Annotated in this window: 22 protein-coding genes; 12 read left to right on the plus strand and 10 right to left on the minus strand. The window is 73.1% G+C overall.

Features of this window, described 5'->3' with window-relative positions; translation table 11 throughout:
• Positions 1-12: 12 nt before the first annotated feature.
• The 6 genes from AC156L_RS21555 to truD are packed head-to-tail and all read right to left on the minus strand — an operon-like array spanning position 13 to position 6,074.
• Entirely contained in the window at positions 13-657 is a 645-nt protein-coding gene (locus AC156L_RS21555) for a hypothetical protein (RefSeq protein ID WP_330878929.1), read from the minus strand.
• Complete coding sequence (locus tag AC156L_RS21560) at positions 658-1,302, minus strand: ATP-binding protein (protein ID WP_330878928.1); 645 nt, start codon at positions 1,300-1,302, stop codon at positions 658-660.
• The gene (locus AC156L_RS21565) at positions 1,299-2,174 is read right to left on the minus strand and encodes a radical SAM/SPASM domain-containing protein (protein ID WP_330878927.1); all 876 of its coding nucleotides are present in this window, start codon (positions 2,172-2,174) and stop codon (positions 1,299-1,301) included. Before AC156L_RS21565 ends, AC156L_RS21560 begins: the two co-directional genes overlap by 4 nt.
• Positions 2,174-3,868: a B12-binding domain-containing radical SAM protein gene (locus tag AC156L_RS21570; protein ID WP_330878925.1), complete on the minus strand. Its 1,695-nt coding sequence runs from the start codon at positions 3,866-3,868 to the stop codon at positions 2,174-2,176. The genes AC156L_RS21565 and AC156L_RS21570 overlap by 1 nt, the downstream gene beginning before the upstream one ends.
• Positions 3,865-4,869 (minus strand): hypothetical protein, encoded by a 1,005-nt coding sequence (locus tag AC156L_RS21575; RefSeq protein WP_330878924.1) that lies wholly within the window; start codon positions 4,867-4,869, stop codon positions 3,865-3,867. Before AC156L_RS21575 ends, AC156L_RS21570 begins: the two co-directional genes overlap by 4 nt.
• Entirely contained in the window at positions 4,866-6,074 is a 1,209-nt protein-coding gene (truD, locus tag AC156L_RS21580; protein WP_330878923.1) for a tRNA pseudouridine(13) synthase TruD, read from the minus strand. The genes AC156L_RS21575 and truD overlap by 4 nt, the downstream gene beginning before the upstream one ends.
• 505 nt (positions 6,075-6,579) lie before the next feature.
• On the opposite strand from truD, the gene AC156L_RS21585 reads away from it, so the two are divergent.
• The 6 genes from AC156L_RS21585 to AC156L_RS21610 are packed head-to-tail and all read left to right on the plus strand — an operon-like array spanning position 6,580 to position 12,186.
• On the plus strand, positions 6,580-7,767 hold the full coding sequence (locus AC156L_RS21585; RefSeq protein ID WP_330878922.1) for a M16 family metallopeptidase: 1,188 nt from the start codon (positions 6,580-6,582) through the stop codon (positions 7,765-7,767).
• Positions 7,764-8,564, plus strand: coding sequence for a hypothetical protein (locus AC156L_RS21590; RefSeq protein ID WP_330878921.1), 801 nt, complete (start codon positions 7,764-7,766; stop codon positions 8,562-8,564). The genes AC156L_RS21585 and AC156L_RS21590 overlap by 4 nt, the downstream gene beginning before the upstream one ends.
• Complete coding sequence (locus AC156L_RS21595; protein ID WP_330878920.1) at positions 8,561-9,652, plus strand: hypothetical protein; 1,092 nt, start codon at positions 8,561-8,563, stop codon at positions 9,650-9,652. Before AC156L_RS21590 ends, AC156L_RS21595 begins: the two co-directional genes overlap by 4 nt.
• Positions 9,649-10,599, plus strand: a complete 951-nt coding sequence (locus AC156L_RS21600) for an ABC transporter ATP-binding protein (protein WP_330878919.1) — start codon at positions 9,649-9,651, stop codon at positions 10,597-10,599. Before AC156L_RS21595 ends, AC156L_RS21600 begins: the two co-directional genes overlap by 4 nt.
• The gene (locus AC156L_RS21605; protein ID WP_330878918.1) at positions 10,599-11,369 is read left to right on the plus strand and encodes an ABC transporter permease; all 771 of its coding nucleotides are present in this window, start codon (positions 10,599-10,601) and stop codon (positions 11,367-11,369) included. The genes AC156L_RS21600 and AC156L_RS21605 overlap by 1 nt, the downstream gene beginning before the upstream one ends.
• A 7-nt stretch (positions 11,370-11,376) precedes the next feature.
• Positions 11,377-12,186 (plus strand): ABC transporter permease, encoded by an 810-nt coding sequence (locus AC156L_RS21610; RefSeq protein WP_330878917.1) that lies wholly within the window; start codon positions 11,377-11,379, stop codon positions 12,184-12,186.
• 29 nt (positions 12,187-12,215) lie between these two features.
• On the opposite strand, the gene AC156L_RS21615 is transcribed toward AC156L_RS21610, so the two are convergent.
• Both AC156L_RS21615 and AC156L_RS21620 read right to left on the minus strand, forming a co-directional pair.
• Positions 12,216-14,120: an AfsR/SARP family transcriptional regulator gene (locus AC156L_RS21615; protein WP_330878916.1), complete on the minus strand. Its 1,905-nt coding sequence runs from the start codon at positions 14,118-14,120 to the stop codon at positions 12,216-12,218.
• A gap of 336 nt (positions 14,121-14,456) precedes the next feature.
• On the minus strand, positions 14,457-15,413 hold the full coding sequence (locus AC156L_RS21620; protein ID WP_330878915.1) for an O-methyltransferase: 957 nt from the start codon (positions 15,411-15,413) through the stop codon (positions 14,457-14,459).
• 461 nt (positions 15,414-15,874) lie between these two features.
• On the opposite strand from AC156L_RS21620, the gene AC156L_RS21625 reads away from it, so the two are divergent.
• From AC156L_RS21625 to AC156L_RS21635, 3 genes are all read left to right on the plus strand, one after another.
• Positions 15,875-16,933 (plus strand): ATP-grasp domain-containing protein, encoded by a 1,059-nt coding sequence (locus tag AC156L_RS21625; protein WP_330878914.1) that lies wholly within the window; start codon positions 15,875-15,877, stop codon positions 16,931-16,933.
• 196 nt (positions 16,934-17,129) lie between these two features.
• Positions 17,130-17,336, plus strand: a complete 207-nt coding sequence (locus AC156L_RS21630) for a hypothetical protein (protein ID WP_330878913.1) — start codon at positions 17,130-17,132, stop codon at positions 17,334-17,336.
• Positions 17,337-17,639: 303 nt separating this feature from the next.
• Positions 17,640-18,356 (plus strand): LmbU family transcriptional regulator, encoded by a 717-nt coding sequence (locus AC156L_RS21635; RefSeq protein WP_330878912.1) that lies wholly within the window; start codon positions 17,640-17,642, stop codon positions 18,354-18,356.
• Between the two features lie 23 nt (positions 18,357-18,379).
• Here the strand turns inward: AC156L_RS21635 and AC156L_RS21640 are convergent, their stop codons facing one another.
• Entirely contained in the window at positions 18,380-21,430 is a 3,051-nt protein-coding gene (locus AC156L_RS21640) for an AfsR/SARP family transcriptional regulator (RefSeq protein ID WP_330878911.1), read from the minus strand.
• Positions 21,431-22,480: 1,050 nt separating this feature from the next.
• Here AC156L_RS21640 and AC156L_RS21645 point away from each other — a divergent pair.
• A complete protein-coding gene (locus tag AC156L_RS21645) occupies positions 22,481-22,909 on the plus strand; it encodes an organic hydroperoxide resistance protein (RefSeq protein WP_330878910.1) in 429 nt (142 codons plus the stop codon).
• A gap of 38 nt (positions 22,910-22,947) precedes the next feature.
• On the opposite strand, the gene AC156L_RS21650 is transcribed toward AC156L_RS21645, so the two are convergent.
• Complete coding sequence (locus AC156L_RS21650; protein ID WP_330878909.1) at positions 22,948-23,511, minus strand: TetR/AcrR family transcriptional regulator; 564 nt, start codon at positions 23,509-23,511, stop codon at positions 22,948-22,950.
• A 90-nt stretch (positions 23,512-23,601) separates the two neighbouring features.
• On the opposite strand from AC156L_RS21650, the gene AC156L_RS21655 reads away from it, so the two are divergent.
• The gene (locus AC156L_RS21655) at positions 23,602-24,198 is read left to right on the plus strand and encodes a TetR/AcrR family transcriptional regulator (RefSeq protein ID WP_484407203.1); all 597 of its coding nucleotides are present in this window, start codon (positions 23,602-23,604) and stop codon (positions 24,196-24,198) included.
• A 227-nt stretch (positions 24,199-24,425) separates the two neighbouring features.
• Positions 24,426-24,983, plus strand: coding sequence for a hypothetical protein (locus AC156L_RS21660; protein WP_330878907.1), 558 nt, complete (start codon positions 24,426-24,428; stop codon positions 24,981-24,983).

Genomic DNA, 24,983 nt, shown 5'->3' on the forward strand with positions numbered 1-24,983 from the left:
GTTCATCCCGCATCACCTCGTGCTCGTGTCGGTAACCCGCGTCCACAGCCCGGCAACCCGTCGCAGGAGGCTCGACGGGTCCACCCCCGCTCCGCCGCGGGCCAGCCACGACCGCACCTCGGCGGCCCGGCCATCCACATCGGACTGGTGGGGGCGGAGCACCGTCCCCGGTGGCAGGAACGCCTCCGCCGTGCGCAGCAGCGCGTCCTCCCGGTGGAACCTGGCCAGGTTGTCCTCCAGGGCACCGCGTCGGCGGCCGGTCGGCGCGTCGGCCGCGGCGCGCCCGCGCAGTTCCTCGTCACCCGCGTCGAGCACCACCAGCCCGGCGTACCGGCACTCCCCGGCGGCGCGTGCCGCGTCGACGACCGCGTCGGCCACCCGCCGGGCCCGCTCGACGGGCCACTCCGCGCAGGCGAAGGAGATCAGCGACAGCCACCCGACGTCCACGAGCACGGTGCCCTCGGGGCTGGCCGCCACCTCCGCGGCGATCCGCCGGGCGACGGCGGCCTGCCTCTCCTCGCCGGGCGGCGGCGGGTCGGGTTCGAGCAGCAGCGCCCTGAGCTGTTCGGGGACCACGGACATCCCGCCGTTCAGCACCCCGGCCAGCGTCGTCTTCCCGGCGGCAGGCGGTCCGAGCAGTTCCACGATCGTCTTCATTCAGCACCACAACTCGTCCACGAGCGCCGTCACCAGGCGCGGCGGGCGGCGGCGCGCGGACCGCGACAGCACGCGGTCCGCCACCGCCCGCGGCTCGGGGCACGGCGGGAACACGACGACCCGGTCCGGCAGGCGCTCCGCCAGGCGGCCGAGGAACGCGTCGAAGGCCCGCTGGTACTCCTCGTCCACGTAGAGGTCGGCGGTGCCGTGCCGGTCCGGGCCCGCCTCGCGCACGGCGCACCGCTCCCGCGACGCGTCGCGCTCCCCGGTGAGGGTCACCACGACATCGGGTTCCACCGCACGTCCCCGCGCCAGCCAGTCCGCCAGCCGCGACCGCAGGTCCGGACCTCCCGTGCGGTGCACGGCGTCCACGTGCGCGGCCTGGGACAGCACGGTGCGGTCGAGCACGGCGGTGGTGCCGGGACCCACCGCCCGCCCCCGCCGCTCCTCCTCGACGAGGTAGTGCCGCTGCACCCGCCAGCCGGACGGCACGTCCGCGGGCGGGGCGACGCCGGGCCCCACGCCGGGGTGCGGCGCGTACTCCGGCACGAGCACCGCCCCCAGCCTGCTCGTCAGCTCGCGGACGAGAGTGGTCTTGCCGCTGGCGACCACCCCGTCGACGCCGACCACCAGTCCCGCCGTCATCCCGGCACCGAGAGCTTGCACCGCCTGCACAGCTCCGGCGCCACGCCCGGCCTGCCGTCCTCGATCTGCCTGCGCAGCGCGGTGTAGACCGGGCCGTGCCACAGCTCCTGGATGGAGGACTCGCGCAGGTTCCCGACCACGATCTCGGCGCGCCAGTCCTGGCAGCACAGGATCACGGTGCCGTCGAACCGGACGTGCAGCCGCTCCCGGTGGCGGTTCTGCTCGCACCCGACGACCCGGTCCCGCCACGTGTTGTTGGAGAAGCTCGCCACGTTGCGGCTGCGGTCGAGCACCCCCCAGCGGTACAGCTCGAAACCGTTGTCCGCGCAGTACTTCTCGGCCAGTTCGACGTCCTCCTCGGTGACCGCGGGGTGGTCGAGGAGCACGACCCCCACGACGCCGACCGACCGGCGCCACCTGTCGTCCTCGGCCAGCGCCACCATGTTCGCCCACACCCTGTCGAACCGCAGGCCGGGCATCAGCCGGGCGTGCGTCTCCGGCGTGAACCCGAACACCGACAGGCGCAGGTCGTCCACGCGCACCTCGGCCAGCTCCGCGCGCCTGCGGTCGTCCAGCATCGACACGTTGGTCGACACCTCCACGGAGCCGGCGGGGAGCCTGTCGTTGACGAGCGCGATCCGCTCGGCCAGCCGCCGGTCGATCAGCGGCTCGCCGTTGAGGTAGGGCGCGAAGGTCAGGCCCTCCTGGTGGTCCACGCACTGCTCCACGATCGAGCCGAACAGCTCGTCGCTCATGCGACCCCTGGGCAGTTCGTTGACCACCTCGGGGTGCGGGCACACGGTGCAGGCGGCGTTGCACGCGGTCACGGTCTGCACTTCCAGAAAGCGCGGGAAGTCCGGCAGCGCGGGCATCACACCCTCCCTTCGGTCGAGGTGAAGAGGGACTCCACGGGTTCCCGGTAGCCTGCCCGCGCCACGTCGCGCGTCAGGACCGCGGCGGCCACCTCGGTTCGGCGTTCGAGCTTGGTCATGTCCTGGACGAAGGCCCTGGTGCCCGCCCGTCGGTGCGCGTCCACGAGCACCGCTTCGCGGCCCGCCTCGATCGCGGCCCGCGCGGCGTCCGGCTCGACGCCGTCGGCCACGTCGAACAGGGCGTGGCAGTAGTCCGAGACGAGGGTGCTGACCCGGTCGTGCATGGCCCGCAGGTCGTCCCACCACCGCGCGGGCACCGGCGGGGTCCCCTCGACGGCCGCCTGCCTGGCCACCAGGTGGCGCAGGAACTCGGTGCTGGTGAAGTGGTACTCCAGGAACTTCTGCCTGCCGCCGTAGTCGCGCCGCAGCGCCTGTTCCAGGCAGCGGTGCGCGACGTGCACGCGCGGGTCGCTGAAGACGTAGCTGTACGCGGCGTCGGCGGTCAGCGGGTCGCGGGGCAGCCGCATCAGCCCCGCCCGCTCCGTGTCCCGGCGCAGCTTCGTACCGGGCACCAGGCGGGCGCGCTCCAGGATCGTGCCCAGCCGGTGCAGCTGGCCGTGCCCGGCGAGGTAGTCCACGTCGAAGTGCAGCTGCGGCAGGGTGGAGAACGGGTTGAACGCGAGGAAACCGATGTGGTGGCTGATCCCGTGCGCCTCGAACCTCCGCTTGGCCTCGGCGTACTCGTCCTGCGCCGTTCCCTTGCGGTAGATCTTCAGCGTCGGGGCCCAACCGGACTCCACGCCGATGAACACCCGCACCAGCCCGGCCTCGGCCAGCAGCGCCAGCAGGTCGTCGTCGGGGAACGGCCGGGTGCGCAGGTAGACCATGAAGTACGGCCTGCGGTCCAGTTCGAGCATCAGCCCGGCGATCTCGGTGACCCGCGCGGTGTCGCGCGGTCCTGCCCAGAACAGCGGGTCGTTGAAGACGAAGTACCGCTTGCCCATCGCCTGGAGCGCGGCGATCTCGGCCACCACGGCCGCGGGTTCCTTCGCGCGGCGCTTGGGCGCGCCGACGGCGATGTCCATGGTCGGCACGTGGCAGAAGGTGCACATCGCGACGCAGCCCCTGCCCGCCTCCAGGTTCGCCATCCTGGCCGCCTCGCCCTCCTCGACGTCGCGCACCGGCAGCAGTCCGCCGTCGAGGGAGATGGTCGACGGCAGGCCGTCGCCGCGCACGGGGGTCCCGTCGTCGCCCCGCACCAGCACGCCGGGCGGGGGAGCGGAGCGCCAGTCGCCGCGCTCGACCGCGTCGAGCAGACCGGGGACGGTCGCCTCCGGCTCTCCCACCACGACGCCGTCGACGTGGGGCAGCAGGGCCAGCAGCTCCTCGGCGTTCCCGGTGGCGTACACCCCGAACAGGAACACCGCCCGGTAGTCGGCCGCCTCGCCGAGGCCGTCGACCAGCCACAGCGATTCGGCCGCGTCCTGGAAGTTCGGCTTGGCCAGCAGCACGGCGTCCGGGGGCGCGTCCGCGAGCGCTTGCGAGGCGTTGCGGTGCTCGCCCTTGGCCAGCAGGGTCAGCGTCGCGGAGCGGCCGGTGGCGCGGACCGCCGCGGCGGTCATCGCGACCGTGACGGACGCCGCGGACTGCGAGTAGAGGCTGCGGTAGAAGCAGAAGTGCGCGGAGACGCTCACGTCGTCGACCTCCCCGCCGCTCGCGGGTGCCGGTCGGCGCGCAGGTCGTCGACCACGGCCCGCGCGCACCACTCCGGTGTGCCGCGCAGGTCGTGGACGATGCCGGAGTCGAGCACGGGGCTCAGCCGCCGCGCCACCGCCACCGTCGTGGTCGGGTCGGCGAGGTCGGGCAGCGCCGGACCGATCCGGCCGTCGTCGTCGAACAGCAGCATGGTGGAGGCCCGCACGCGGCCGGTGATGTCGGCGTAGAGCCGGATCCAGGAGCGCGTGCGCGGGCTCGGGTAGCGGACGGGGTGCACCGTCGTGCCGACGCCGACGAAGTAGATCCGCCGCAGCGGCACCGCCGAGGTGCCGACCTCGATGCCCAGCTCCTCGGGCCTGGTGCGGCGGCGCTCGTGCGGTCGCAGGTCGTCCGGCTCGCCGTAGAGCTCCCGGTAGAGCTCCCGGTCGGACAGCCACATGGCCTGGCTGCGGAACGCGAACGTGTTGTCCTCGCCCGGCAGCACGACGGGTCGCGGGCCCGTGAGGTCCACGACGGCGTGGTCGTTGGCCATCATCCTGCCGCCGTGCGCGGTGCACAGCTCCAGGGCGACGCTGGTCTTGCCGGAGTCGCTGGGGCCGGTCAGCAGCACGCCCTCGCCGTCGAGGTCGACGACGGCCCCGTGCACGACGATCCTGCCCGCGCGCAGGAAGTTGCGGTCCCAGGCTTGCACGACGACGCAGCCGATGCGCTCGTTGCGCAGCCAGAAGTCCGCCGGGCCGTGCACGACGACCTGGTCTCCCGCCCTGGTGATGTGCGGCTCGCCGTCCGGCACGTGCCGGACCGCCGGTTCGGTGCCCGCGGCACCCGCCCCGACGGCCTCGACCCGGAAGCGGTCCAGCCGGATCGGGTCGCGACCGCCGTCCAGCCCGAGCCACAGCGCCGGGTCGGCTCCCGAGACGGTCAGTTCCTGGCCGCACCAGCGCACGCGGAAGGTGTGCGGGTCGACGGTGGTGGTCATGGGCTCTCGACCTTCCGGTTCGCGCCGCCGCGGGCCGCGGGCGCGTCGTGGGACAGCAGCGTGAGGAACTGGCTCACGGCGGTGGTGGCGTAGCAGCCGGAGGGCAGGAAGAACGACAGTTCGCAGGCGGAGCGGCCGGGGAAGAACTCGTCGGGCACGACACCGTCGACGGTGATCCGCGCCTGCACGACGGTGGGCCGCACGGACGTGGAGCGACGCATCTCCCCGTCCTCCCACCGGTACTTGTCGTACGGGAGGTCCGCGGCGGTCCGCAGCAGGGCCAGCACGTCCGGGGTCGAGGTCGCGAAGGCGTAGGGGATGCCGTCCCTGAGCACGGCGAGCGGTTCGCGCGCTGCCACGCGGGCCAGGGTGCGGCGCACCTCCTCGTTCCACGCGCCGGAGGAGTGCGAGCACAGGTAGAACGACACCGTCCGGGGATCGAGGGCGGAGAAGAACGCCTCGGGCGGGCCGGAGAACCCGGCCGCGGCCACCGCCTCCGCCGCACCGGACCGGAGGAGGAGGTCGAACGCCGCGGCGTGGTCGCCGTCGAGCAGCGCCCGGCCGATCAGGTGAGTCCTCTTCGGACCGCCGGGCACGCCGAAGCGCTGCGTGTCGTAGTAGTTGACGAAGAACAGGGTGTGCTCGCGGGCGCCGGACCGCAGCACCTCCGCGAGCTCCGGCGCCAGTCGTCGCACGACGAGGCGGAAGCCGTTGCCGTTGAGGCGGCCGATCCGCAGCGGTTCCCGGCCGTGCCCGGCGTCCGACAGGCGCATGTACCGCGTGGTTCCGCCGTGGAAGGCGGTGAACTCGGCGAACCGGCTCGCGTCCAGGCCCGGTGGCAGGCTGACGAGCTGCTCGGTGATCCCGTCCTCGTCCTTGAGCCCGGCGTAACCGACGTCCGCGCGGGGGACCTCGAAGAATTCACCGATGGCGGACACCGCCTCGAAGGTGGTGTAACCGAGTTTGTTCAACCGGGCCAGTCGGACGGCGGCTCCGCTTTCCTGGGTGACCGGAGGGATGAGGTTCTCGACGACGATGAAGTCTTCCGGTCGGCGCTTGAGGACGACGTCGAAAGCATTCGTCGTGGGCGTCGCCGGAGCGAGGTGGTCGAATGGTGGCGATATTTCCTCGTGGGGCAGCCCGTGGCCTCCGGTCCGACCGGGGCCGCCGACGGTCCCAGCGTCCGCGCTTGTTGATATCGACACCCGATTCCTCCTTGGCTGCTGGTCAGGCCCTGATGTCGTCGCAGGTCGACGTCGTGTGGCGGGACGTTCGAGCCGACGAGGGCCACGGTAGGGATTCGCCGACCCGTGTGGCTAACCGGAGGATCTGCAAAAGATAGTCGTCAAATATTTGACGTGGTCCCGGCCGTTCTTAGGCCGTCTCAAATAGTCTGGATCTGTTTTTCGGCGGGTTCGGGGTTGCTCGGGTTCGGGGGCGCTGCTAGCTTCGGACAAGTCGAAGTCGAGTACGGCGATCATGCGCTCCGCATTACTTCGCAATTGTCGTGCCCGATTCCCTGCTCTCCTGGTCTGGAGGTGAAGAGAATGCGTCGTCACGCCGCGAACCTGCGTCCCCGCCTGGACAAGGTCAAGGTGAAGAACAGCTGACGGACACCGTGATCCCCGGCGGATCGCGCAGTGCCGCCGTGGACCGCGACCACGGGTCGCGGTCCACGGCGTGGGCCAGCCCGATACGGAAAGGACGACCATGGCCGACCAGGCCCCCGGACAGGTTCCCGTGCTCGGCCACGTCGACGAGAGGCTGCGGACGACGAGCCTGTGCCTCGCGGTGGCGTACGGCGCGAGGAACGACCCGGCCCACCGCGGTGGTCTCGCGCACCTGTTGGAGCACCTGCTGATGTCGGCACCGGTCGTGGGGCCCACGTCGCTGTGCGAACACGTCGAGCGCCTCGGCGGCGACGCCAACGCCGAGACCGGCCTCGAACTGATGCTGTTCACCGCCCAGGTGCACGCCTCCGACGCCGCGGACGTGACCCGCCTGCTGCGCGGGGCCGTGCTGGAGCCGCGGCTGGACGCCGCCGTGCTCGACCGGGAACGCGCCGTCGTCCTCCAGGAACTGGCCGCCGCGGCGGCCGACCCCAGCGACGTCGTCCAGGACACCTTCCTCGCCGACGTGTTCGGCTCCCACCCCCTGGGCAGGCCGGTGGGCGGCACGGCCGAGGAGGTCGGGGCGACGTCGCTCGACGACGTGCTCGACCACCACCGCGACGTCTTCCTGACCAGTCCGATGGCGCTGGTCGTCGTCGGGCCGGACCTGCCCGGCGCGACCGGGCTCCACCGCTCTCCGGCCCGGCGGTCGGGGCGTGGTGGCAGCGTCCCGATCAGCCCGCCTCCGCGAACCCGCCCCGCGCCCCGCTGGCCCGACGGGTTCGCCTGGACGTGCGTCGGGGGCCGCGGCCCGAGCGCCACCGACCCCGACCGGCTGGCCTACGTCCTGCTGTCCAACCTGATGGGCTCCAGCCCCGCGTCGCTGCTCTACCGCAGGCTGCGCAACGACGGAGGGCTGGCCTACGCGTTCCAGTCGTGGTCGCGCGCCTACACCGAGGCCGGTGCCTGGCGGGTGCTGGCGGGCGTCGACGTCGGCAACGGCGAGGCCCTGGTCGAGGTGATCACGGCCACGCTGGAGGAGTTGGCGAGCGGTGGTCCGTCCGACGAGGACCTGGCCGCCGCGCGCCGGAAGGCCGAGATGCACCTGGTGCGGGGGAGCGAGGTGCCCGCCGAGTACGCCAGGCTGATCGCGCAGCGGACGCTGGCGGGCACCGTCGAGTGGTCCGTGGACCAGGAGCTGGCCGCGTTGCGCGAGGTGACCGGTGCGCAGGTCGTGCTGGCCGCCCGGCGCGTGCTCGCCGACCTGTGCGTGTCGGTGGCGTCGTGACAGCGGCGGCGGCGTACCTGGAGGCGGCGACCTCGGCCGGGCTGCTGGCCGAACTGGACGGGGTGCCCTACGTCGCGGGCGAGTACGTCGACCCGGTCAGCAGGCGGCGGCGGGTCCTCGTCGAGTACTGCGACGGGGGCCTGGTGGGCACCGCGGCCGCACGGGACCGGCTGCGCGCCGCGCTGGCGGAGGCCTTCCCCGGCAACGATTCCGCGCTGGTGCGGGTGGACGCCACCACACCCGGCGACCTGCTCGCGGGCAGCGGGTGGACCAGGGAACTGGTCTACGTCGGCTACGAGGGCCCGGTCGGGCCGCCGACCGCCGACGTGCGGCTGGAGCGGCAGGAGGACCGGGCGTTCGTCCGGGACTGGCTGGAGCGGGCGTTCACCCTGGCGCAGCACCAACTCGGCGGTCCCGGTGACGGCGCCGCGGAGGCCGCGGCCGCGACCATGGCGCACCCGGCGCGGCGCACGTACGTCGTGGGCCCGAGCCCGGAGGCCGACCCGATCGGTCACGCCACCCTGCTCACCGACGCCGTCGACGAGGTCAGGGGAGTCGGGTTCGTCGAACTGCTGGACGCGCTCGTCGAACCGGAGCACGACGTCCGCGCGCTCGTCTCCGCGCTGGTCGCGGTGTGCGCCGCCTACGCCCGGCAGGAGGGCCGCCCCCTGGTCGGCCACGTCGTGGCCACGCCGGAGGCGGGCGACCGCGTGCTGGGCTCGCTGTTCCGCCGCGGTTGGCGGACCTGGCACAGCTTCTACCGCTGTCCGCTCGGAGACGGAGGCACCGCGCCATGAGCACCCGGTTCGACATCCCGCTGCTCTACCGGACCCTGGAGGTGGAGGAGCACGAGAGCCTGCGCGCGCTGCTGCGCAAGGCCCGCTCGACCGCGTTCACCCTGCCGCACCTGGTGCTCTCGGTCTTCGAGCAGGAGGGCGTCCGGCTGGGCAGCGGCTCGGCGGACGAGCTGCGCAGGGCGCGCGGCCGGGCGGCCGACTACGCGGCCGTGGTGGAGCACGTCTCCTCCGAGGTCCGGGTCGACGTCATGAAGGGGCCCGCGCTGGCGCGCCGCTACCCGAGCGGGATCCTGCGGCCGGCGGGCGACCTGGACCTGGTCGTGCCCGACGAGGTCGCGCTGTGGCGGGTGGCGCGGCTGGTCGACGCCCTCGCGCCCACCACGCCCGAGGTGAGCGTGTCCCTGCTGGGCGGGGGCCCGGACCGGCACGTGGTCGCCTCGCTGACCTGGCCCGCGGCCGACGCCGTGCTGGACAGGGACATCAGGGTCGACATCAGCACCATGGCCTTCCCCGGCGACCAGGCGGCGGTGCCGGTACGGGCACCGCTGCCCCCGGACCCGTGGCTGGCCGACCTGCTGTCGGTGACCGAGGAGCGGTTCCAGCGCGCGTTCACCGCCAAGGACGTGCTCGACCTGGTGGTGCTCGACGACGACGCCCCCGACGACCTGGCGTCCGTCGTGGACGCCGCGGCGCGCCACCGGGTGGCGCCGGAGCTGGCGGAGCTGGTGTCGCGCGCGGCGTCCGTCGTGGACCTGCGCGCGCTCGCCCCGCTGGCGGGATCGCTCGCCCCGCACGCCGAGCGGGAACTGGAGACCCGCGCGGCGCACGGGACCGGGCCGGGGACGGACGTCCCCCGCAGGATCGCCGCGGGCGTGCCGGTGTACGGGATGCCGCTGCGCGTGGAACGCAGGCCTGAGCGGGAGGTGGTCGCCGTGCGCCGCGCAGGCGACGCGCACCTCGCCGCCACGCCCTTCGGGGACTACCTCCTCGTGGGGTCCGGACTCGTCGACCCGCTGCTGCACGAATCGGCGCTGCGGGAACTGGACCGGCCGCACCGCCCCGGTGCCGTCGAAGGGAGCCCGTCGTGAACGCGGTGGAGATCAGGGGACTCACCAGGACGTTCCCCGGCAAGCGCAAGGGCGCGCCACCGGTGCGCGCGCTGCGGGAGGTCGACCTGGCGGTGCCCGAGGGCACGGTCCACGGGCTGCTCGGTCCCAACGGCGCGGGCAAGACGACGCTGTGCCGCGTCCTGTCCACCGTCCTGCTGCCCACGGCGGGCACCGCGTCCGTGCTGGGCCACGACGTCGTGACCGCGACGGCGGCGGTCAAGCGGTCGATCGGCATCGTGTTCGGTGGTGACAAAGGGCTCTACGGGCGGCTGAACGCCCGGCAGAACCTCAGGTTCTGGGCCGCGATGTACGGGTTGAGCGGCAGGGGGCTCGGCAGTCGCGTCGACCGGCTGCTCGACCGGGTCGGTCTGACGGACCGCGCCGACCACCGGGTGGACACCTACTCCAGGGGCATGAAGCAGCGCCTGCACCTGGCCCGCGGGCTGGTCGCCGACCCCAGGGTGCTCATCCTGGACGAACCCACCTCCGGCATGGACCCGGTGGCGGCGCACGAGTTCCGCGACCTGGTCGCCGGTCTGCGGGCCGACGGCCGCACGGTCCTGCTCACCACGCACGACATGGTGGAGGCCGAGGCCGTGTGCGACCGCGTCACCCTGATCGACCGCGGCGGGGTGCTGGCCTCCGGCGAGCCCGCCACCATCGGTCGGCTGATCTCCCACTACGAGCGGATCGAGGTCGACGCGATGCCCGAGGGCCTCGTCGACGCCGTCAGGGCGGTGCCGGGCGTGATCTCGACGTCCACCACCGGGATCAGCACGCTGATCGAGACCGAGAACGGCGCCGCGACCGCCGAGGTGCTGGGCCTGCTCGTGGCGGCCGGTGCCACCTCGCTGCGCACCGGCCGCCCCAGCCTCGAAGAGGTCTACCTGCGCCTGGTCGGCGGACGAGGGATGGTGGTGGGCTGATGCCGCGCACGGTGCTCGCCGCGTTCCGGTTCCAGGCCGCCCTGGCCTGGCGGACACCGGACACGCTGAGCGTCTTCGTCACCGCACCGCTGTTCACCGTCGTCTTCCTGGCGCTGAGCCAGTTCGCGGGCCGCACGGACCTGGCGACCCACGCCGTGCTGGCGCCGTGCCTGATGTCGCTGTGGGCCGTCGCCCTGTTCCTGGCGGGCGACCTGATCGGCAACGAGCGCTCCTGGGGCACGCTGGAGGGGCTGGTGGCCACCCCGGTGTCCTTCCCCCTCCTGGTGACCGCCCGGATCACGACCGTCACCGTGCTCGGCCTGCTGACCTTCGCCGAGTCCTGGCTGGTCGCCGCCGGGCTGTTCGGGATCGTGCTGGACGTCGCGCACCCGCTGGTGTTCGGGGCGGGCATGCTCCTGTCGGCGCTGGCGATGGCGGGCACCGCCACCTCGCTGTCGGCGGTCTTCGTGCTCACCCCGTCCGCGCGCACCGTGCAGAACACCCTGAGCTACCCGATCTACCTGCTGTCCGGGGTGATGGTGCCGATCTCGTTCCTGCCCGACTGGGTCCAGCCGCTGTCGCGCCTGGTCTTCCTGTCCTGGAGCGGCGACCTGCTGCGCACCTCGCTCGACCCGGCGCCGACGGGCAACGTGCTGCCGGAGCTGGGCGCGGTCGCCCTGCTCGGGGTGGCGGGCTACCTGCTCGGCGCCGCCCTGACCCGCCGCTTCGTGCGCCGCGCGCGCGAACTCGGCAACCTCTCCCACACGTGAGGGCCCGATGACCGAACTGCTCGCCGAACCCCGTCCGCTGGCGGTCGTCCGCCACGCCTCCCTCAACGCCCTGGCGGACCTGAGGGCCACCTACACCCCGACCAGCTGGACCGTCGGCTGGCTCGGCCGGATGCTCGCGCAGGTCGCGTTCTTCACCGTGGTCGGCCACCTGATCGGGTCGGCGGAGCACACCAGGTACCTCGTGATCGGCAACTCGCTGATGACCTGCGTCATCGAGGTCATGATGGTGGTGGCCTCCACGACGTGGGAGCGGCGCGCGGGCACCCTGCCGCTGCTCGTGGCCGCCCCCGCCGAACTGGGGCTGGTGTTCGTCGGCCGAAGCCTCCAGTGGACGATCAGCGGGTCCGGCACCTCCCTGGTCTCGCTGCTGGTGCTGGCCCCGCTGTTCGGGGTGCACTGGACGGTGGGGCAGTTCCTCACGGTGGTCCCGCTGGTGCTGCTGACCGCGTTCAGCACCTACGCGTTCGGGCTCGTGCTGGCCGCGGCCGTCCTGGGTACCACGGGCCTGCGCAACATCACCTCCAACGCCGCCTACCTGGTGATGATGGCCGTCTGCGGGGTGCAGGTGCCGGTGTCGTACTGGCCGGGCGCCGTCCAGCTGGCCGCCGAGTGCCTGCCGCTGACCCACGGCCTCCGGGCCGTTCGCGCCGTGGCCGACGCGGAGCCGCTCGGCACCGTGCTGTCCCGCGCGCTGCCCGCCGCGGTCGCGGGCGCGTGCTGGCTGGCGCTCGCGCTCGCGGTCTTCCGGCTCACCGCCGCCCGCGCCCGCCGCACCGGATCGGTGGTCTACTCCTGAGCCCGGCCCGCGGAACGGTCGTCCCGGCGTCACGCTATCCGGGACGTCGGGTCCGGCCGCTCGTAGTGGAAGCGCGCGTAGTAGCGGGCGAAGGACCACAGCAGGTGCGAGTAGCGGTACTGGCCCGGTGCGGGCGACTCCAGCACGGCCACGTCCACCAGCGACTCCACCAGGTCCTCCGCCTCCTGCTCGGCGACGCCCAGCACCGAACTCGCCGCGCGCAGACCGAATTCGGGCCCTTCCGAGGCGAGCGCCAGGAAGGCGTGGTGCTGGTCGTCGGTGAGCTGGCCCTCGATCGCGCGCAGCGCGGTGAGCATGGACCGGTCGCCGGAGCCCAACCTGGTGGTGCCCGCGGGATCGCTCACCAGCCGAGCGGTGAGCACGTCGAAGCTCCAGCCCGGCCTGGCGGCCAGGTGCGCCCCCGCGGACCGCACCGCCAGCGGCAGCAGCCCGCACGCCTCGACCAGGGCGAGCGCACCCGGTCGGTCGGCGGCGACCCGGTCCGGGCCCACCACCGCGCCGAGCAGCGCCAGCGCCTCGTCGGCGGTGAAGACCCCGAGGCAGACCCGTTCGGTGGTCGAGACCCCGAACGGGGGCGCCCAGCCGGTGATCAGCACCCCGCACCCCGCCGACCCCGGCACGAGGGACCGGACCTGCTCCGCGACGCGCACGTTGTCGAGGACGACGAGCACCTTCCGCCCGTCGAGCACGGTGTTGACCATCTTCGACCGCTCGGACACCCGTTCCGGCACCGCGTCGGCGGGCAGCCCCAGCGCGCGCAGGAACCCTTCGAGCACCCCGGCGGTGGTCGACCCCGCGTCGTCGGAGCCGAGGTCGGCGTACAGCTCGCCGTCCGGGAAGGCGTCGTGGAGCCGGTGCGCGGCCTGGAGGGCCAGCGCGGACTTCCCCACCCCGATGGCGCCGGTGATCGCGACGACCGCGGGCGAGCGGCGCGCGGGCGCGGTGAGACCGCGCACCACCGTGGCGATCTCCTCGTGCCGACCGGTGAAGTCCACGGTCCCAGGGGGCAGCTGCCTGGGTACCGGGACCGCGCCCGCGCGCACGATCCCCGGCACTCCGGCCGCCCGCCCCGGCCGCCAGGCGCTCGACTGCGGGTCGGGTGTCCCGCCTGCCAGGATCCTGTGGTGCAGCGACTTCAGGGCCTGCCCCGGCTCGATGCCCTGCTCCTCCACCAGTGCGTGGCGCAGGCGGCTGAACACGGCCAGCGCCTCGGTCTGGCGGCCTGCCGCGTGCAACGCCCGCATGAGCAGCTCGTGGACGTGCTCGCGCGACGGCTGCTCCGCGGCCAGCAGGGTCAACTCGGGCAGCACGAGCGCGTGGTGCCCCAGCGCGAGCGCGATGCGGAGCCGCTCCTCGGTCCACGCCAGCCGGAGTTCACCGAGGCGGATCCTCTGCTGCTCGGCGAACGGGCCGGGCAGGCCGGACAGCGGGTTGCCCTGCCACAGCGCGAGGGCGTCGGCCAGCAGGCCGTCCGCGAGCTCCAGCCCGCCGTCGGCGGCGGCCAGCCTGGCGCGGTGCGCGAGGTTCTCGGCGAAGTCCAGGTCCAGTCCCAGTTCCGGGACGACCAGGCGGTAGCCGTCACCGACCGACACCAGGACGCTGGGCGCTCCGCCGCCGCGCTCCAGCAGCGTGCGCCAGCGCCACGCGTGGGTGCGCACCGTGGAGACCGCGGCGTCGGGCGGGTTCTCGCCCCACAGCGCGTGCACCAGTTCGGACAGCCCGCTCGCGCGTCCGGAGTGGAGGAGCAGCGCCGCCAGGAACGCCTGCTGCTGCGGGGAACCGGTGGGGAGCGTCCTGCCACCGCGCACCGCTCGCACCGGTCCGAGGACGGTGAACCGCAGCGGGTCGGCCCCGCGCCGGTCCGGATCGCCGCCGTGCTCCTGTCGTCCGACGAAACGCTGGATGTCGCTCATGATCCTCTTTCGACTGCATTCCACTCCGGAGCCCGCCGTCGCGGCGGACGTGGGCCCTCGGATGTCGGTGAATCGCGCCGTACCGGGAGACCGGAGCGCGTCGTTCGTCCATGACCGCTGGAGTGCGTCGGACGGTGGGCGGCGAAACGCCGTCAGCTGGGGATTCCCGTGCTCGTTCGCCTTGCGAAGAGCATAGGCAGGCGTCTTCGGGAGCGGCAAGGCCGCGCACGTCGGCGGTGTCCCGCCGGCGGGACGGGCCTCCGGTCGAGGCCTGTCCCGCCCGCGCGGGCTCGGCCGCCGTGCGATCGCGTGTCCACTGTGGAGTACCGGGAGCGACTACCGGGACCACTCGTTCGGCACCACCCGCGGTGGTCCGTCGCACACCAGGCGCCCGTTCTCGACGTGGACCGGCTGCACGGGGAGCGCGCTCACCGCGCGCGAGCGCTCGGCCAGTTCGACGGTCCACTCGACCCGCGCCGCCGCCTGGTCCCCCGTCATGCGGGATATCCGACCCCGGTTCTCCTCGCGGTGGACGTAGAACGCGTTGAAGCCGCCCGAGGAGATGGCGACCAGCTCGTAGCCGCGCGCGACCAGCAGGTCGTCGAAGGCCTTCAGCGAAGCCCCCATGTACCACCGGTGCGCCGCGGAGAGGCCCGCGTCCCGCACCCGGGGGACCGACACGGCCAGGTCGGGCGCCCAGTAGTGCTGGAACTCCACCACGACCACCCGCGGACGCAGTTCGTGGAGCGCGTCCAGGATCCAGAGGTCGTCGCCGTCGATGTCGACGGACAGCAGGTCGACCTCGGTCGGGACGCCGAGGTCGGTCAGCACCGACATCGCGTCGGCGGACCTCAGGACCCGCGTGTGCAGCGCGGGCATCGTCCACCGGGTCTCGTACTGGGCGCGGAAGAACGCGCGGGCGATGCGCTGGCGGCGGGCGTCGGCGTCGACCAGCCACCCCCGCCAGCGGTGGTGCACGAGGAGGTTGGCGGAGTTGCCCATCAGGCCCTTGCCGGAGCCGATGTCGAGGACTCGTCGACCACCGTGGCCGAGGACCGAGAAGATCGCCAGCAGCAGGCCGTCCTCGTCGCCCTGGGAGAACACGCTGAACGACCAGTCGTCCTGCTCGGTCCCGGTGAGGTCGATCTCGCCGCGGTCGCGCAGCTCCCGGCCGAGGCGGTTCTGCGTCATGCGGCACGTCGCCTGGCTCGCCCTCGACGCTCCGAGGCGTCCGTAGCCGGAGTCCATCGACTCCAGGAACCGGTCGTGCGGCAGGAGTTCGGCTTCGCTCATGGTCGTCGTCCAGTCCTGTCGTGGGGTGGTCCGCGGTGAATCGTCGCGCGGGGGTCGGCTTGGACCTTCTTCGAGAGGTGGCCGTCGGTTCAAGTCCGGACCGCGGAAGCGGTGTGCCGCCGACGGGAGGGCGCGGGTCGGCCGTGTCCCGCCGGCGGGACGGCGTGCGCGCCGTCCCGCCGGCGTCCGTCGGAGGTGTTCGCGCCTGCGCGCGTATTCTGCTGTGCTCCGGACTCGGAGGACCTATCCTGCGGAAGCCTCCCGAAGGTCATCCCCCGTGAGCGGAACGCCACCCGCCACGACCCGCCCGCGGTGCGGGGTCGTGCCCGTGGCGCACTGGGCGGAGTTCGGGACGGCTGCCGTGGCGGTGACCACGTCAACTCAAGAGGAATCACGTCGATCGCCGGTGGCGGCCGGTGAGTTCGGGCGGCCGGCAGAACTGTGGAGAACGTCATGTCGCGTTGTCACGTGAAGAGATCAGCGGGGACCGGGCGGAGAGGGGCGTCGTCGTGATCGCCCAGTCCTCGCCGCCCCCGCGCCTGCTGCTCGTCCTCCCCGGCCCACCGCTCGTGCGCAAGGCCGTGCGGGCGGGGCTGGATCTGCGGGTCGTGCTCGACGGGGAGCGACGAGCCGAGGACGTGCCGCTGCCCGCCGACCGGGTGGTCCACGTGGACGCGGGGCGGGGGCCGGGGATCGCGGCGGTGGTCCGCGGGCTGGTCCGCGACCACGGCATCACCCACGTCCTCGACGGCGAGGGTTTCCCCCTGCGCGAGCCCCGTTCGGCGGCGTGGGCGGACGACGACCCCTTCGGACGCGAGCTGGTCCCGAACTGGCGTTCCGCGGTGGGGGAGTCGACCGTCGCGACGGTCGACGAGGTGCGCAAGGTGGTGGGCGACCTGGGGTGGCAGGCCGTCATCCGCACGGACCGGGACGAGGTGGTCGTCCGGTCGGACGAGGACACCGACGAGTGGGTGCGGGCGCACGAGCCGCACCGGGGCCCGTTCGTGGTCGAGAAGCTGTCCTCCGACCCCGAGGTCGTCGTCACCACGCTCACCGTCGACGGGATGCACCGGGTCGTCGGGATCACCGAGCGCGTCGAGGGCACCGGGACGAGGTCCTACGTGTACCCGGCGAGCCTGGTCGAATCCAGGATGGTGCGGGTCAGGGCCGCCGTCACGAGCATGCTCGACCTGATCGGCCACGAGTTCGGCCCCGCGCAGACGCGGGTCGCGCTGGTCGGTCCCGAGCCCCGCGTCCTGCGGTCGCGGCCGTGCTTCAGCGTCGACGGGGTGTCGGAGCTGATCGAGGTCGCCACCGGGTTCGACGTCCCGACCGAGCTGTTCCGGGCGTTGGCGGGCGCCCTCCTCCAGCCGCCGCGACCGCGGTGGTTCGCCGGGGCGCGGTTCTCCCCGGTTCCTGGCTCCCCCGAGGGGGGTCGGGAGTCGAGCGTGGTCGTGGAGGGGGTGTCGCCGGAGGTCGTCCGCACGCGTCTCGACGAAGCGGGAGCCTCGTCGAGCTGATCACCGCGTGTCCGTTTCGCACGAGTTCCCTTTTCGTTCCCGCGGGCGGGTACCGCACGCGGAACTCAGAGGAATCGCCTGCTCACAGGATTGGAGCCAAGCCGAACGACCAGTGCGAGGAGAGATCGACATGAGCGGAACGACGCGATCCGGTGGCCGGGTTGACACCTCCCGACAGGGTGTCCTCCGGAAGGTCTTGGGCACGGTGTCCCTGGCGGTGTTCGTCACGGCGGCCGCCGCGGGCTACCTGGGCACGACGCAGGAGATCCACGTTCCGCGGCACGACGTTCGCGCGGTGGCGGCGTCCGGGTTCGGCACGCTGTCGACGAGCCCGGATTCCGGGGAAGTGCCGGACTGCTGCTCGGAGGAGGGGCCGAGTTCCGCGGCCGGGGAGATGTCGTGATGCTCACCGGACGACGCCGTGGACCGCCTGCTGATGGCCGTGTGCCACGGGAATCCGGTGGATGACCCGATTTCGGGACAACGCTTACCGGCACGACCCCCGCATGACCAGACCGCCCTCACCCCGGTGTCGGAGGACGGCCGGTGCTGCGCGCCGAAGCCTGCCCGGTGCTGCGCCGGGAACGCCTGTGGGCCGCGGAAAATTTTGCCGGCTCCAGGGCGCGGTGTCCAGACCGCGGTCCCGGCGGTTGCCGGTCGGCACGCGCACCCGCTCGGGCACGTCGCGAACGAAAGGTCGAGCACGATGCCAAGCACGGTCACCCCGCCCGGCTCCGGCGGCCCGCCGCGTGCGGGGAACGGCAACGGCGCCGTTCCCCACGCCCGACCCGAGCCGCACCGCTCCGCGGACACCGCTGGGCGGGTGTTGTTCTCGCGCGTCGGGCTGACGCTCCCGACCGCCCTCACCTACGAGGGCTGGGCCAGGGCGGGCGTCCAGATCGCCCGGATCGCCGATTCGAGCGCGTGGTGCCTCGGCGACTGGCTGGTCCGCGGCCAGGAGCAGTACCGCGACCGCTACCGGCACGCCATCGACGAGGCCGGGCTGGACTACCAGACGCTGCGCAACTACGCGTGGATCGCCCGCAGGTTCGACTACTCCCGCAGGCGCGAGCAGCTCAGCTTCCAGCACCACGCCGAGGTGGCCGCGCTCCCCGACGACGAGCAGGACCGCTGGCTGGACGAGGCGGAGCTGAACCGCTGGTCCCGCAACCGGTTGCGCGAGGCCATCCGCCGGTCCCGCACCGGTTCCCGCGACCGCCGACCGGCCCAGGAGGTCGTGCTGCCCAGGGTGACCGCGCCGCAGGGCCAGGTCCGGTGGTGGCGGTCCGCGGCCGAGCAGGACGGTGTCGACTTCGAGAAGTGGATCCTGGTGGCGCTGGACAACGCGGCCCAGATGGCCCTCGGGCAGGGGCCGGACGGTGGCGGCGGCAGCGTGGAGCAGGACGACCCGGTGACGGGGTAGTGGGGGAGCGGGGCCGTCGTCGCTCAGGAGCGGGCCGCCGGTGGCACGCCCATGGCCGCGAAGCTCTCGTCGGCGCGCCGCAGGTGTTCCCGCGCCGCCTCGGTGTGCCCGAGGGCGTTCTCGGCCTCGCCGATGCCCGCCAGCGCGCGGGCCTCGGCGATGCGGTAGCCGATGGCCGCCGCCACCTCGCACGCGCTCTCGTGGTGGGTGAGGGCGTCCGAGTAGCGGCCCTGGGCCCGGCGCAGCCTGCCGACGATGTTGTCGATCTCCACCTGGCGGGTCGTGGTCCAGTGGCCGCGGTGGTTCCTCAGGGCCATGTCGGCGTAGTGGTTCGACAGGTCGTGCCTGCCGAGCCGGTGCAGGGCCAGCGCGGACAGGGCGAACACCAGGGCGGCGTTCCCCGCGGGCGCGCCGAACTCCTCGACCAGGGCCCTGGCGACGCCCAGGTGCGCGTCGGCCTTCTCGTAGGCGTGCATGCCGATGTGCGCCTGGGCCAGGCTCGCGCAGGCGATGATCTGCTGCCCGTGGATGTGGTGCTCGTCGTCCAGCGCCACCGCCCGGCTCGCGGCCTCCACGGCCTCGGGGTAGCGCCCCCACTCCTCGTACAGGGAGCTGAGGTTCACCAGCGACTCGGCCTCGGCCCTGGCCACCCCGAGCTCGCGCTTGATGCCGATCGACTCCTGGAGCATCGGCAGCGCCTCGTCGAACCGCCCGGTGTGCGCGGTGAGCAGCCCCAGCATCCCGATGCCCTTCGCGACGCCCCGCGTGTCCCCCAGTTCGCGGGCGATCTCCAGCGCCTCCGAGATGGCGGCGATCCCGGCCTCGAACCGGCCGAGCTTCCAGTTGGCCACGGCCGAGTTGGCCAGGCTCAGGTGCAGCAGCTCGCGGTCCCCGAGCCTGCGGGAGGACCGGACGGACAGTTCGGTGATCTCGGCGAACTCCGTGTACAGCCCGATGGCGTCGAGCTGGAAGACGACGTTGCGGGTGAGGTGGGCGGTGTGCCGGTCGAACCCCCGCTCGTGCGCCAGCACGGCGGCCGCCTCCAGCGTGGCCCGCTCCCGCGCCAGCCACACCCGCGCGTTCTTGTGGTCCAGCAGCTGCGGGGGAACGGGCGGCGGGTTCGCCAGCCCGGTGGGCAGGCGCACGCGGCCTGCGAAGAGGAGGTTGCACACGTGGTCGCTGGTGTGCACCAGGTAGTCGAGCAGGCTCTCCAGCGCGGTCGGCACGTCCGCCGCGTCGCCGTGGTCGGTGGAGTTCAGGGTCTGGCGCACGAAGCTGCGCACCAGGTCGTGGAACGCGTAGTAGCCGAACTCGTGCTGCTGCAACAGGTGCGCGTCGAGGAGGGTCTCCAGCGTCGTCTCCGCGGCCGACTCGGAACAGCCGAACAGCGCCGCAGCCGAGCTGACGTCGATGTCTCGGCCGGGGTGCAGCCCGAGCAGGCGGAAGGACGCCCGGTGGCGGGCGTCGAGGCCCTCGTAGGAGATCTTGAGCGTCAGCTCGACCCCGCGTTCGTCGGACCGCAGTTCGTCGAGCCGCCGCGACTCGTCGCTCATCCGGTCGACCAGGTACGCGATCGACCACCTCGGCCGGTTGGCCAGCCTGCTGAGCGCGATCCGGAGGGCGAGGGGCAGGTGGCCGCACAGCTCGACCAGGTCGGCCACGGCCTCCGGTTCGGCGGCGGCGCGCTGGTCGCTCAACACCGTGGCGGCCATGGCCGTGCTGTCCTCGCTGCTCATCGTGCCGAGCGAGATCCAGTGCGCCCCGTCGAGGTCGATCAGCCTGGTGCGGCTGGTGATCAGCACCAGGGAACGGGGGTTTGCGGGCAGGAGGGGGCGCACCTGCGCGACGTCGGAGACGTTGTCCAGCAACAGCAACACGCTCCGGTCGGCCACCGACGCCCGCCAGAACTCGACGCGCGCCGCGGGTTCGTCCGGCAGGTTCCCGGTCGGGACGCCCAGCATCCGCAGCAGCGCCTCCGCCGCCGCGGGCGCGGACATCGGCTGCTCGGCCGGGGTGAACCCGCGCAGGTCGAGGTAGAGCTGCGCGTCGGTGTACCGCTCGGCGACGCTGTAGGCGGTCCGCACCGCGAGCGACGTCTTGCCCGCCCCGCCCATCCCGTCGATCGCGAGGACGCGGGGGCCGCGGTTCGGCGGGGCGTCGATGAGCAGCCTGAGGATCTCCAACTCCTGCTTCCGCCCGATGAAGTCCGTCAGGTCGTTGGGCAGGGAACGGGTCTGCCGCGGCGGGTCCGGCTCGGGCAGCGGCCTCGGCGGGTGCCGTGCGGGCGCGGCGGGCGCGGGGACGACGAGATCGGGGTCGTTGCGCAGGATCCGCTCGTGCAGCGCGGTGAGGTCGGTGCCGGGGTCGATGCCCAGCTCGTCGGCCAGCAGCGAGCGCACCTGGCCGAACTCCTCCAGGGCGTCGGCCTGCCTGCCGGACCGGAACAGGGCGAGCATCAGCTGGCCGCGGAGCCGCTCGCGCAACGGGTGCGCGGCCACGAGCGCGCGCAGCTCGCCGACGAGTTCGGCGCTCTCGCCGCGGGCCAGGCGAAGGTTGATCAACTGCTCGACGGCCGCGGTCCGCCGTTCCAGCAACGCCGCGCCCGCACCCCTGATCAGCTGTCCGCCCTCGCCCGAGAGCACCTCGCCCCGCCACAGCGCGAGCGCCCGTTCGAGGTGGTCGGCCGCGGACTCCTCGTCCCGGTCGAGCATCGCGGTCCTCGCGCCGGCCAGGAAAGCGTTGAACTGAAGCAGATCCGCCTGGTCGGTGGTGAGAACCGCCCGGTAACCGGACGTCTCGGTGACCAGGACCCCGGAACCGCCGGGGATGAGCTGCCGCAGGCGCGCCACCGCCTTGCGCACCTGGTGCGTCGCCGTCGCGGGGGAGGAGTCCTCCCACACCGCGTCGACGAGCTGGGCGACGGACAGCACCTGACCGGCCTCCAGCACCAGCGACACCAGCACCCGCTCCTGGACGAGCCCTCCGAGCCGGACGCGTTCACCGCCGAACCAGCACTCCACCGACCCCAGGACGTTGATCCGGAGCCTGGAGTCCTGACTGCTGTCGGTGGGCATCCGCTTCACCACTGGCTTTCTGGACGGGGAACCACGTCCTGTCGACATCGGGCGCCAGGAACGCGACACGGCGCGCCTGGGAGGTGCTGCTGCCGGACAGGGGTCACTCGCAGTCTCCCAAGCACGGGCCCGCATTGCCACGTGGATGGCGCTTACTCGCCGCATTTCGACGCCGATCCTCCTGTCCCCGCCCCAGTTCTGCCGGTGGTTCTGCGTGTGGTCCTTCACCGGGCGCGGTGGGGGAGCGGTTGTGCGCGACCGACGCCCCGCACCCGTCCGGTTGGCGAAAGGGGTTGGCCGCCAACGGGATTCTTCCTCGGGTGTGTCGCGAGGTCGTGTCAGGTGTGTCGCGGTCCCGTGCACCGCGAGGACGTCCTGAGCCGGGTGCGCCACCGCGACGGTTCTCCGTCTCCAATGGAGACAGGGATGTGGAGTGCGTCCCAACTGGCACCGTCCCGGCGCGCCGATGGCCGGGGCGGAGCACTTGTCCGCCAGTGGGTCCAGCGGTGCGCGGCACCGCGAGGCGTGGACGTCGTGGTCGGGGTGCTGTCCCGTCGGGCGCGCAGTGGTCGTGGCGAGCCCTTCACCTCGATGCCCCCGCAGTGGCGGGGTGCTCGGGGAGCCGCCGTTCGTGCCGGGCCGGGACGTGTCCGGTGTCGTGGAGGAGGCCGGGTTCGGCGTCACGGCCCTGCGCGACGTGCGGCACGCCCTGGTTCCCGCGCGGCGGGCGGCTGCGCCGAGCACGTCACCGCCCCCGCGCGGCAGTTCGTCCGCGAGCCGTCGACCACCAGCCGCGAGCGGGCGGCGGCGCTGCCGCTCACCGCGTGGCGGTCCCTGGTGGACACCGCGCACGTGGGGCGGAGGCACCGGGTGCTGGTCCACGTCGTCTCGGGTGGGGTCGGTCGTCGGGCGGTCCAGGCCGTCGCGCCCGTGGCCCTGGCGGTGCAGGGGCTCCCGTTCCGGTCTGACCGCGGACGTCTGGTGCTCGCCGGGGGAGCACTGCTAGGTTCACAGGTAGAGTTACTAGTTCGTCTACCTGAGGAGCCAGGCATGGCCGAGACCCTGTACACCGCGACCGCCACCTCGACCGGCAGCGGTCGCGCGGGAGGGCGCGGGCGCACCGACGACGGGCTGCTCGACGTCACGCTGGCGCTCCCCGTGGAACTGGGCGGCCCCGGTGGGGCGACCAACCCCGAGCAGCTGCTGGCGGTGGGGTGGTCGTCGTGCTTCCACTCGGTGCTCAAGCTCGTCGCGGGACGGCGGAGGGTGCGGGTCGACGAGTCGTCGGTGGTGGCCGAGGTGAGCGTGCACCCCACCCCGGAGGGCGGCTTCGGGCTCGGCGCCGCGCTCCGCGTCCACCTCCCCGGTCTGGACCAGGCCACCGCCGACGACCTCGTCGCGGCGGCGCACGCGGGCTGCCCCTACTCCAACGCCACCCGCGGCAACGTCCCGGTGACGGTCGAGGCGGTCGCGGCCTGACCTCGACTCCACTGTGGAGGGACGGCTGACCGGTGCGGTCAGCGCCCTCCGCCGTGGATCACGCCGCGGCAGCCGCGCAGGAACGCGTCGGCCGTGCCGCTCGGCTCGCCGAGGTAACCGGCGATCATCGCGCCGTCGCGCAGCAGGAGGAGCGCTTCGGTGGCGGTGGCCTGGTCCGGCAGGCCCAGCGGGGCGAGCAGCCGGTCGTAGGTCTTCCGGTACCAGGCCCGGTGCGCGTCGACGACCCCGCGCACCGGGCTGTCGGGATCGGGGTACTCGGCGGCGGCGTTGAGGAAGGCGCAGCCGCGGAACCCCGGACCGCACACCGTCCTGCCGATCTCCTCGCCGATGAGCCGCAGCGCCGCGTCGACGTCGCCGTCGGCCCCGGCGACGGCCCGCTCGACGGCCTGGCGGTCGAGGGCGGCGCTGTGCTCCAGGTACGCCACGATCAGGTCGTCCTTGGTCCTGAAGTGGCGGTAGAACGTCACCTTCGTCGTGCCGACCCGCTCGATGATCCTGTCGGCGCTGACCGCTCGCAGGCCCTGCGCGTAGAACAGTTCGGTCGCGGCCGCGAGCAGCCGCTCTCGCATCGACGGGTTCACCGCCCCCACGATACGGATCGCGCCCGCCCGGCGATCACCGTCCGTCCCCGCCGAATGGAAGACCGAACGTTCTTTCGATAATATGGAGGCATGGTGCGCAGCACGTCAGAGGCCAGGCCGTCCGAGGCGCGAACCCGGTTGCTGACCACGGCGAGCGGGATCTTCTACGCCGAGGGCATCCACTCCGTCGGCGTCGACCGCATCCTCGCCGAGGCGCAGGTGACGCGGGCCACCTTCTACCGGCACTTCCCCGGCAAGGAGGACCTCGTCCTCGCCTACCTTCACGAGGCCGACCAGGCCATCCGCGGCCAGGTGGGCGCTGCCGCCGCGAGCGGGCTGCCGCCGGTCGAGACCCTCGTGGCCGTCGGCGAGTCGATCGCGCAGGGCATCCGGTCGCCGGGTTTCCGCGGGTGCGCGTTCCTCAACGCCGCGGCGGAGTACTCCGACCCCGACCACCCGGTGCACCGGGCCGTCCTCGCCCACCGGCAGTGGTTCCTGGACACCGTCACGGAGCTGCTGGTCCTCGTCCGGGAGGAGTCGGCCGAGGCCGCCGCCCGGCACTTCGTCATGCTGCGCGACGGCGCCATGGCGTCCGGCTGCCTGTTCGACCCGGCGCTGGTCTGCGAGACCTTCCTGCGGGGCGTCGAAGGGCTCGTGCGGGCGCACGCCGCGTCCGACCCCGCCTGACCACGGGTTTCCCGAGCGCGGTGGACCCCTCCGTCCACCGCGGGACTCCGGCCGCGCGATCCTCGGTCCTCCGTGCTGCCCTCACTCTGAGATAGAACGTTCTGTCTTGACAACGTCGAACCCCCGTCGTAATACTGGGACGAGACAGAACGTTCGGTATCGCATCAGGTCGCCACGCCGTCGTCGGACGGCGCTCCTGTCGGTGCACACCTCGGAAAGGGACCACCGTGACCACCCTCGACACGCCCGCCACCACCGGACTCGCCCCGGCGCTGCGCCGGCTGTACTTCGTGCGGTTCGCGTTCGCCATCGTCTGGGCGGGCCTGCTGTTCGCCTTCGGATCGCAGCTCGGACCGCTCGGGATCGCCCTGCTCGTCCTCTACCCGCTGTTCGACGTCGGCGCGGCGGTCGTGGACGCGCGGTCGTCCCGCGCCACCGGATCGCCGCTCGGCCTGTACGTGAACATCGGGATCAGCCTGCTCGCCGCCGTCGGTCTCGCCGTCGCCGCCACGTCCGGTGTGCCCGCGGTCCTGCGCGTGTGGGGTGCCTGGGCGATCGTCTCCGGACTCGTCCAGCTGGCCGTGGGCGTCGGCCGTCGCGCGATGGGCGGCCAGTGGCCGATGATCCTCAGCGGCGGCATCTCCGTGCTGGCGGGGTCGTCGTTCATCGCGATGGCGGGCGCGGAGAACGCGGTGCTGACCACCGTGGCGGGCTACGCGGTCGTCGGCGGAATCTTCTTCCTCGTCTCCGCGCTGCGCCTCGGCCGCGCCACCGGGGAGAGCTGA

This window comes from Umezawaea sp. (assembly GCF_057122925.1).

Excerpts from the sequence above, each read along its gene's own strand:
- AC156L_RS21610 (WP_330878917.1), top strand. The coding sequence starts at position 11,377 with ATGACCGAACTGCTCGCCGAACCCCGTCCGCTGGCGGTCGTCCGCCAC.
- AC156L_RS21620 (WP_330878915.1), bottom strand. The coding sequence starts at position 15,413 with ATGAGCGAAGCCGAACTCCTGCCGCACGACCGGTTCCTGGAGTCGATG.
- AC156L_RS21560 (WP_330878928.1), bottom strand. The coding sequence starts at position 1,302 with ATGACGGCGGGACTGGTGGTCGGCGTCGACGGGGTGGTCGCCAGCGGC.
- AC156L_RS21640 (WP_330878911.1), bottom strand. The coding sequence starts at position 21,430 with ATGCCCACCGACAGCAGTCAGGACTCCAGGCTCCGGATCAACGTCCTG.
- AC156L_RS21585 (WP_330878922.1), top strand. The coding sequence starts at position 6,580 with ATGGCCGACCAGGCCCCCGGACAGGTTCCCGTGCTCGGCCACGTCGAC.
- AC156L_RS21645 (WP_330878910.1), top strand. The coding sequence starts at position 22,481 with ATGGCCGAGACCCTGTACACCGCGACCGCCACCTCGACCGGCAGCGGT.
- AC156L_RS21635 (WP_330878912.1), top strand. The coding sequence starts at position 17,640 with ATGCCAAGCACGGTCACCCCGCCCGGCTCCGGCGGCCCGCCGCGTGCG.
- AC156L_RS21555 (WP_330878929.1), bottom strand. The coding sequence starts at position 657 with ATGAAGACGATCGTGGAACTGCTCGGACCGCCTGCCGCCGGGAAGACG.
- AC156L_RS21595 (WP_330878920.1), top strand. The coding sequence starts at position 8,561 with ATGAGCACCCGGTTCGACATCCCGCTGCTCTACCGGACCCTGGAGGTG.
- AC156L_RS21575 (WP_330878924.1), bottom strand. The coding sequence starts at position 4,869 with ATGACCACCACCGTCGACCCGCACACCTTCCGCGTGCGCTGGTGCGGC.
- AC156L_RS21605 (WP_330878918.1), top strand. The coding sequence starts at position 10,599 with ATGCCGCGCACGGTGCTCGCCGCGTTCCGGTTCCAGGCCGCCCTGGCC.
- AC156L_RS21565 (WP_330878927.1), bottom strand. The coding sequence starts at position 2,174 with ATGCCCGCGCTGCCGGACTTCCCGCGCTTTCTGGAAGTGCAGACCGTG.
- AC156L_RS21615 (WP_330878916.1), bottom strand. The coding sequence starts at position 14,120 with ATGAGCGACATCCAGCGTTTCGTCGGACGACAGGAGCACGGCGGCGAT.
- AC156L_RS21655 (WP_484407203.1), top strand. The coding sequence starts at position 23,602 with ATGGTGCGCAGCACGTCAGAGGCCAGGCCGTCCGAGGCGCGAACCCGG.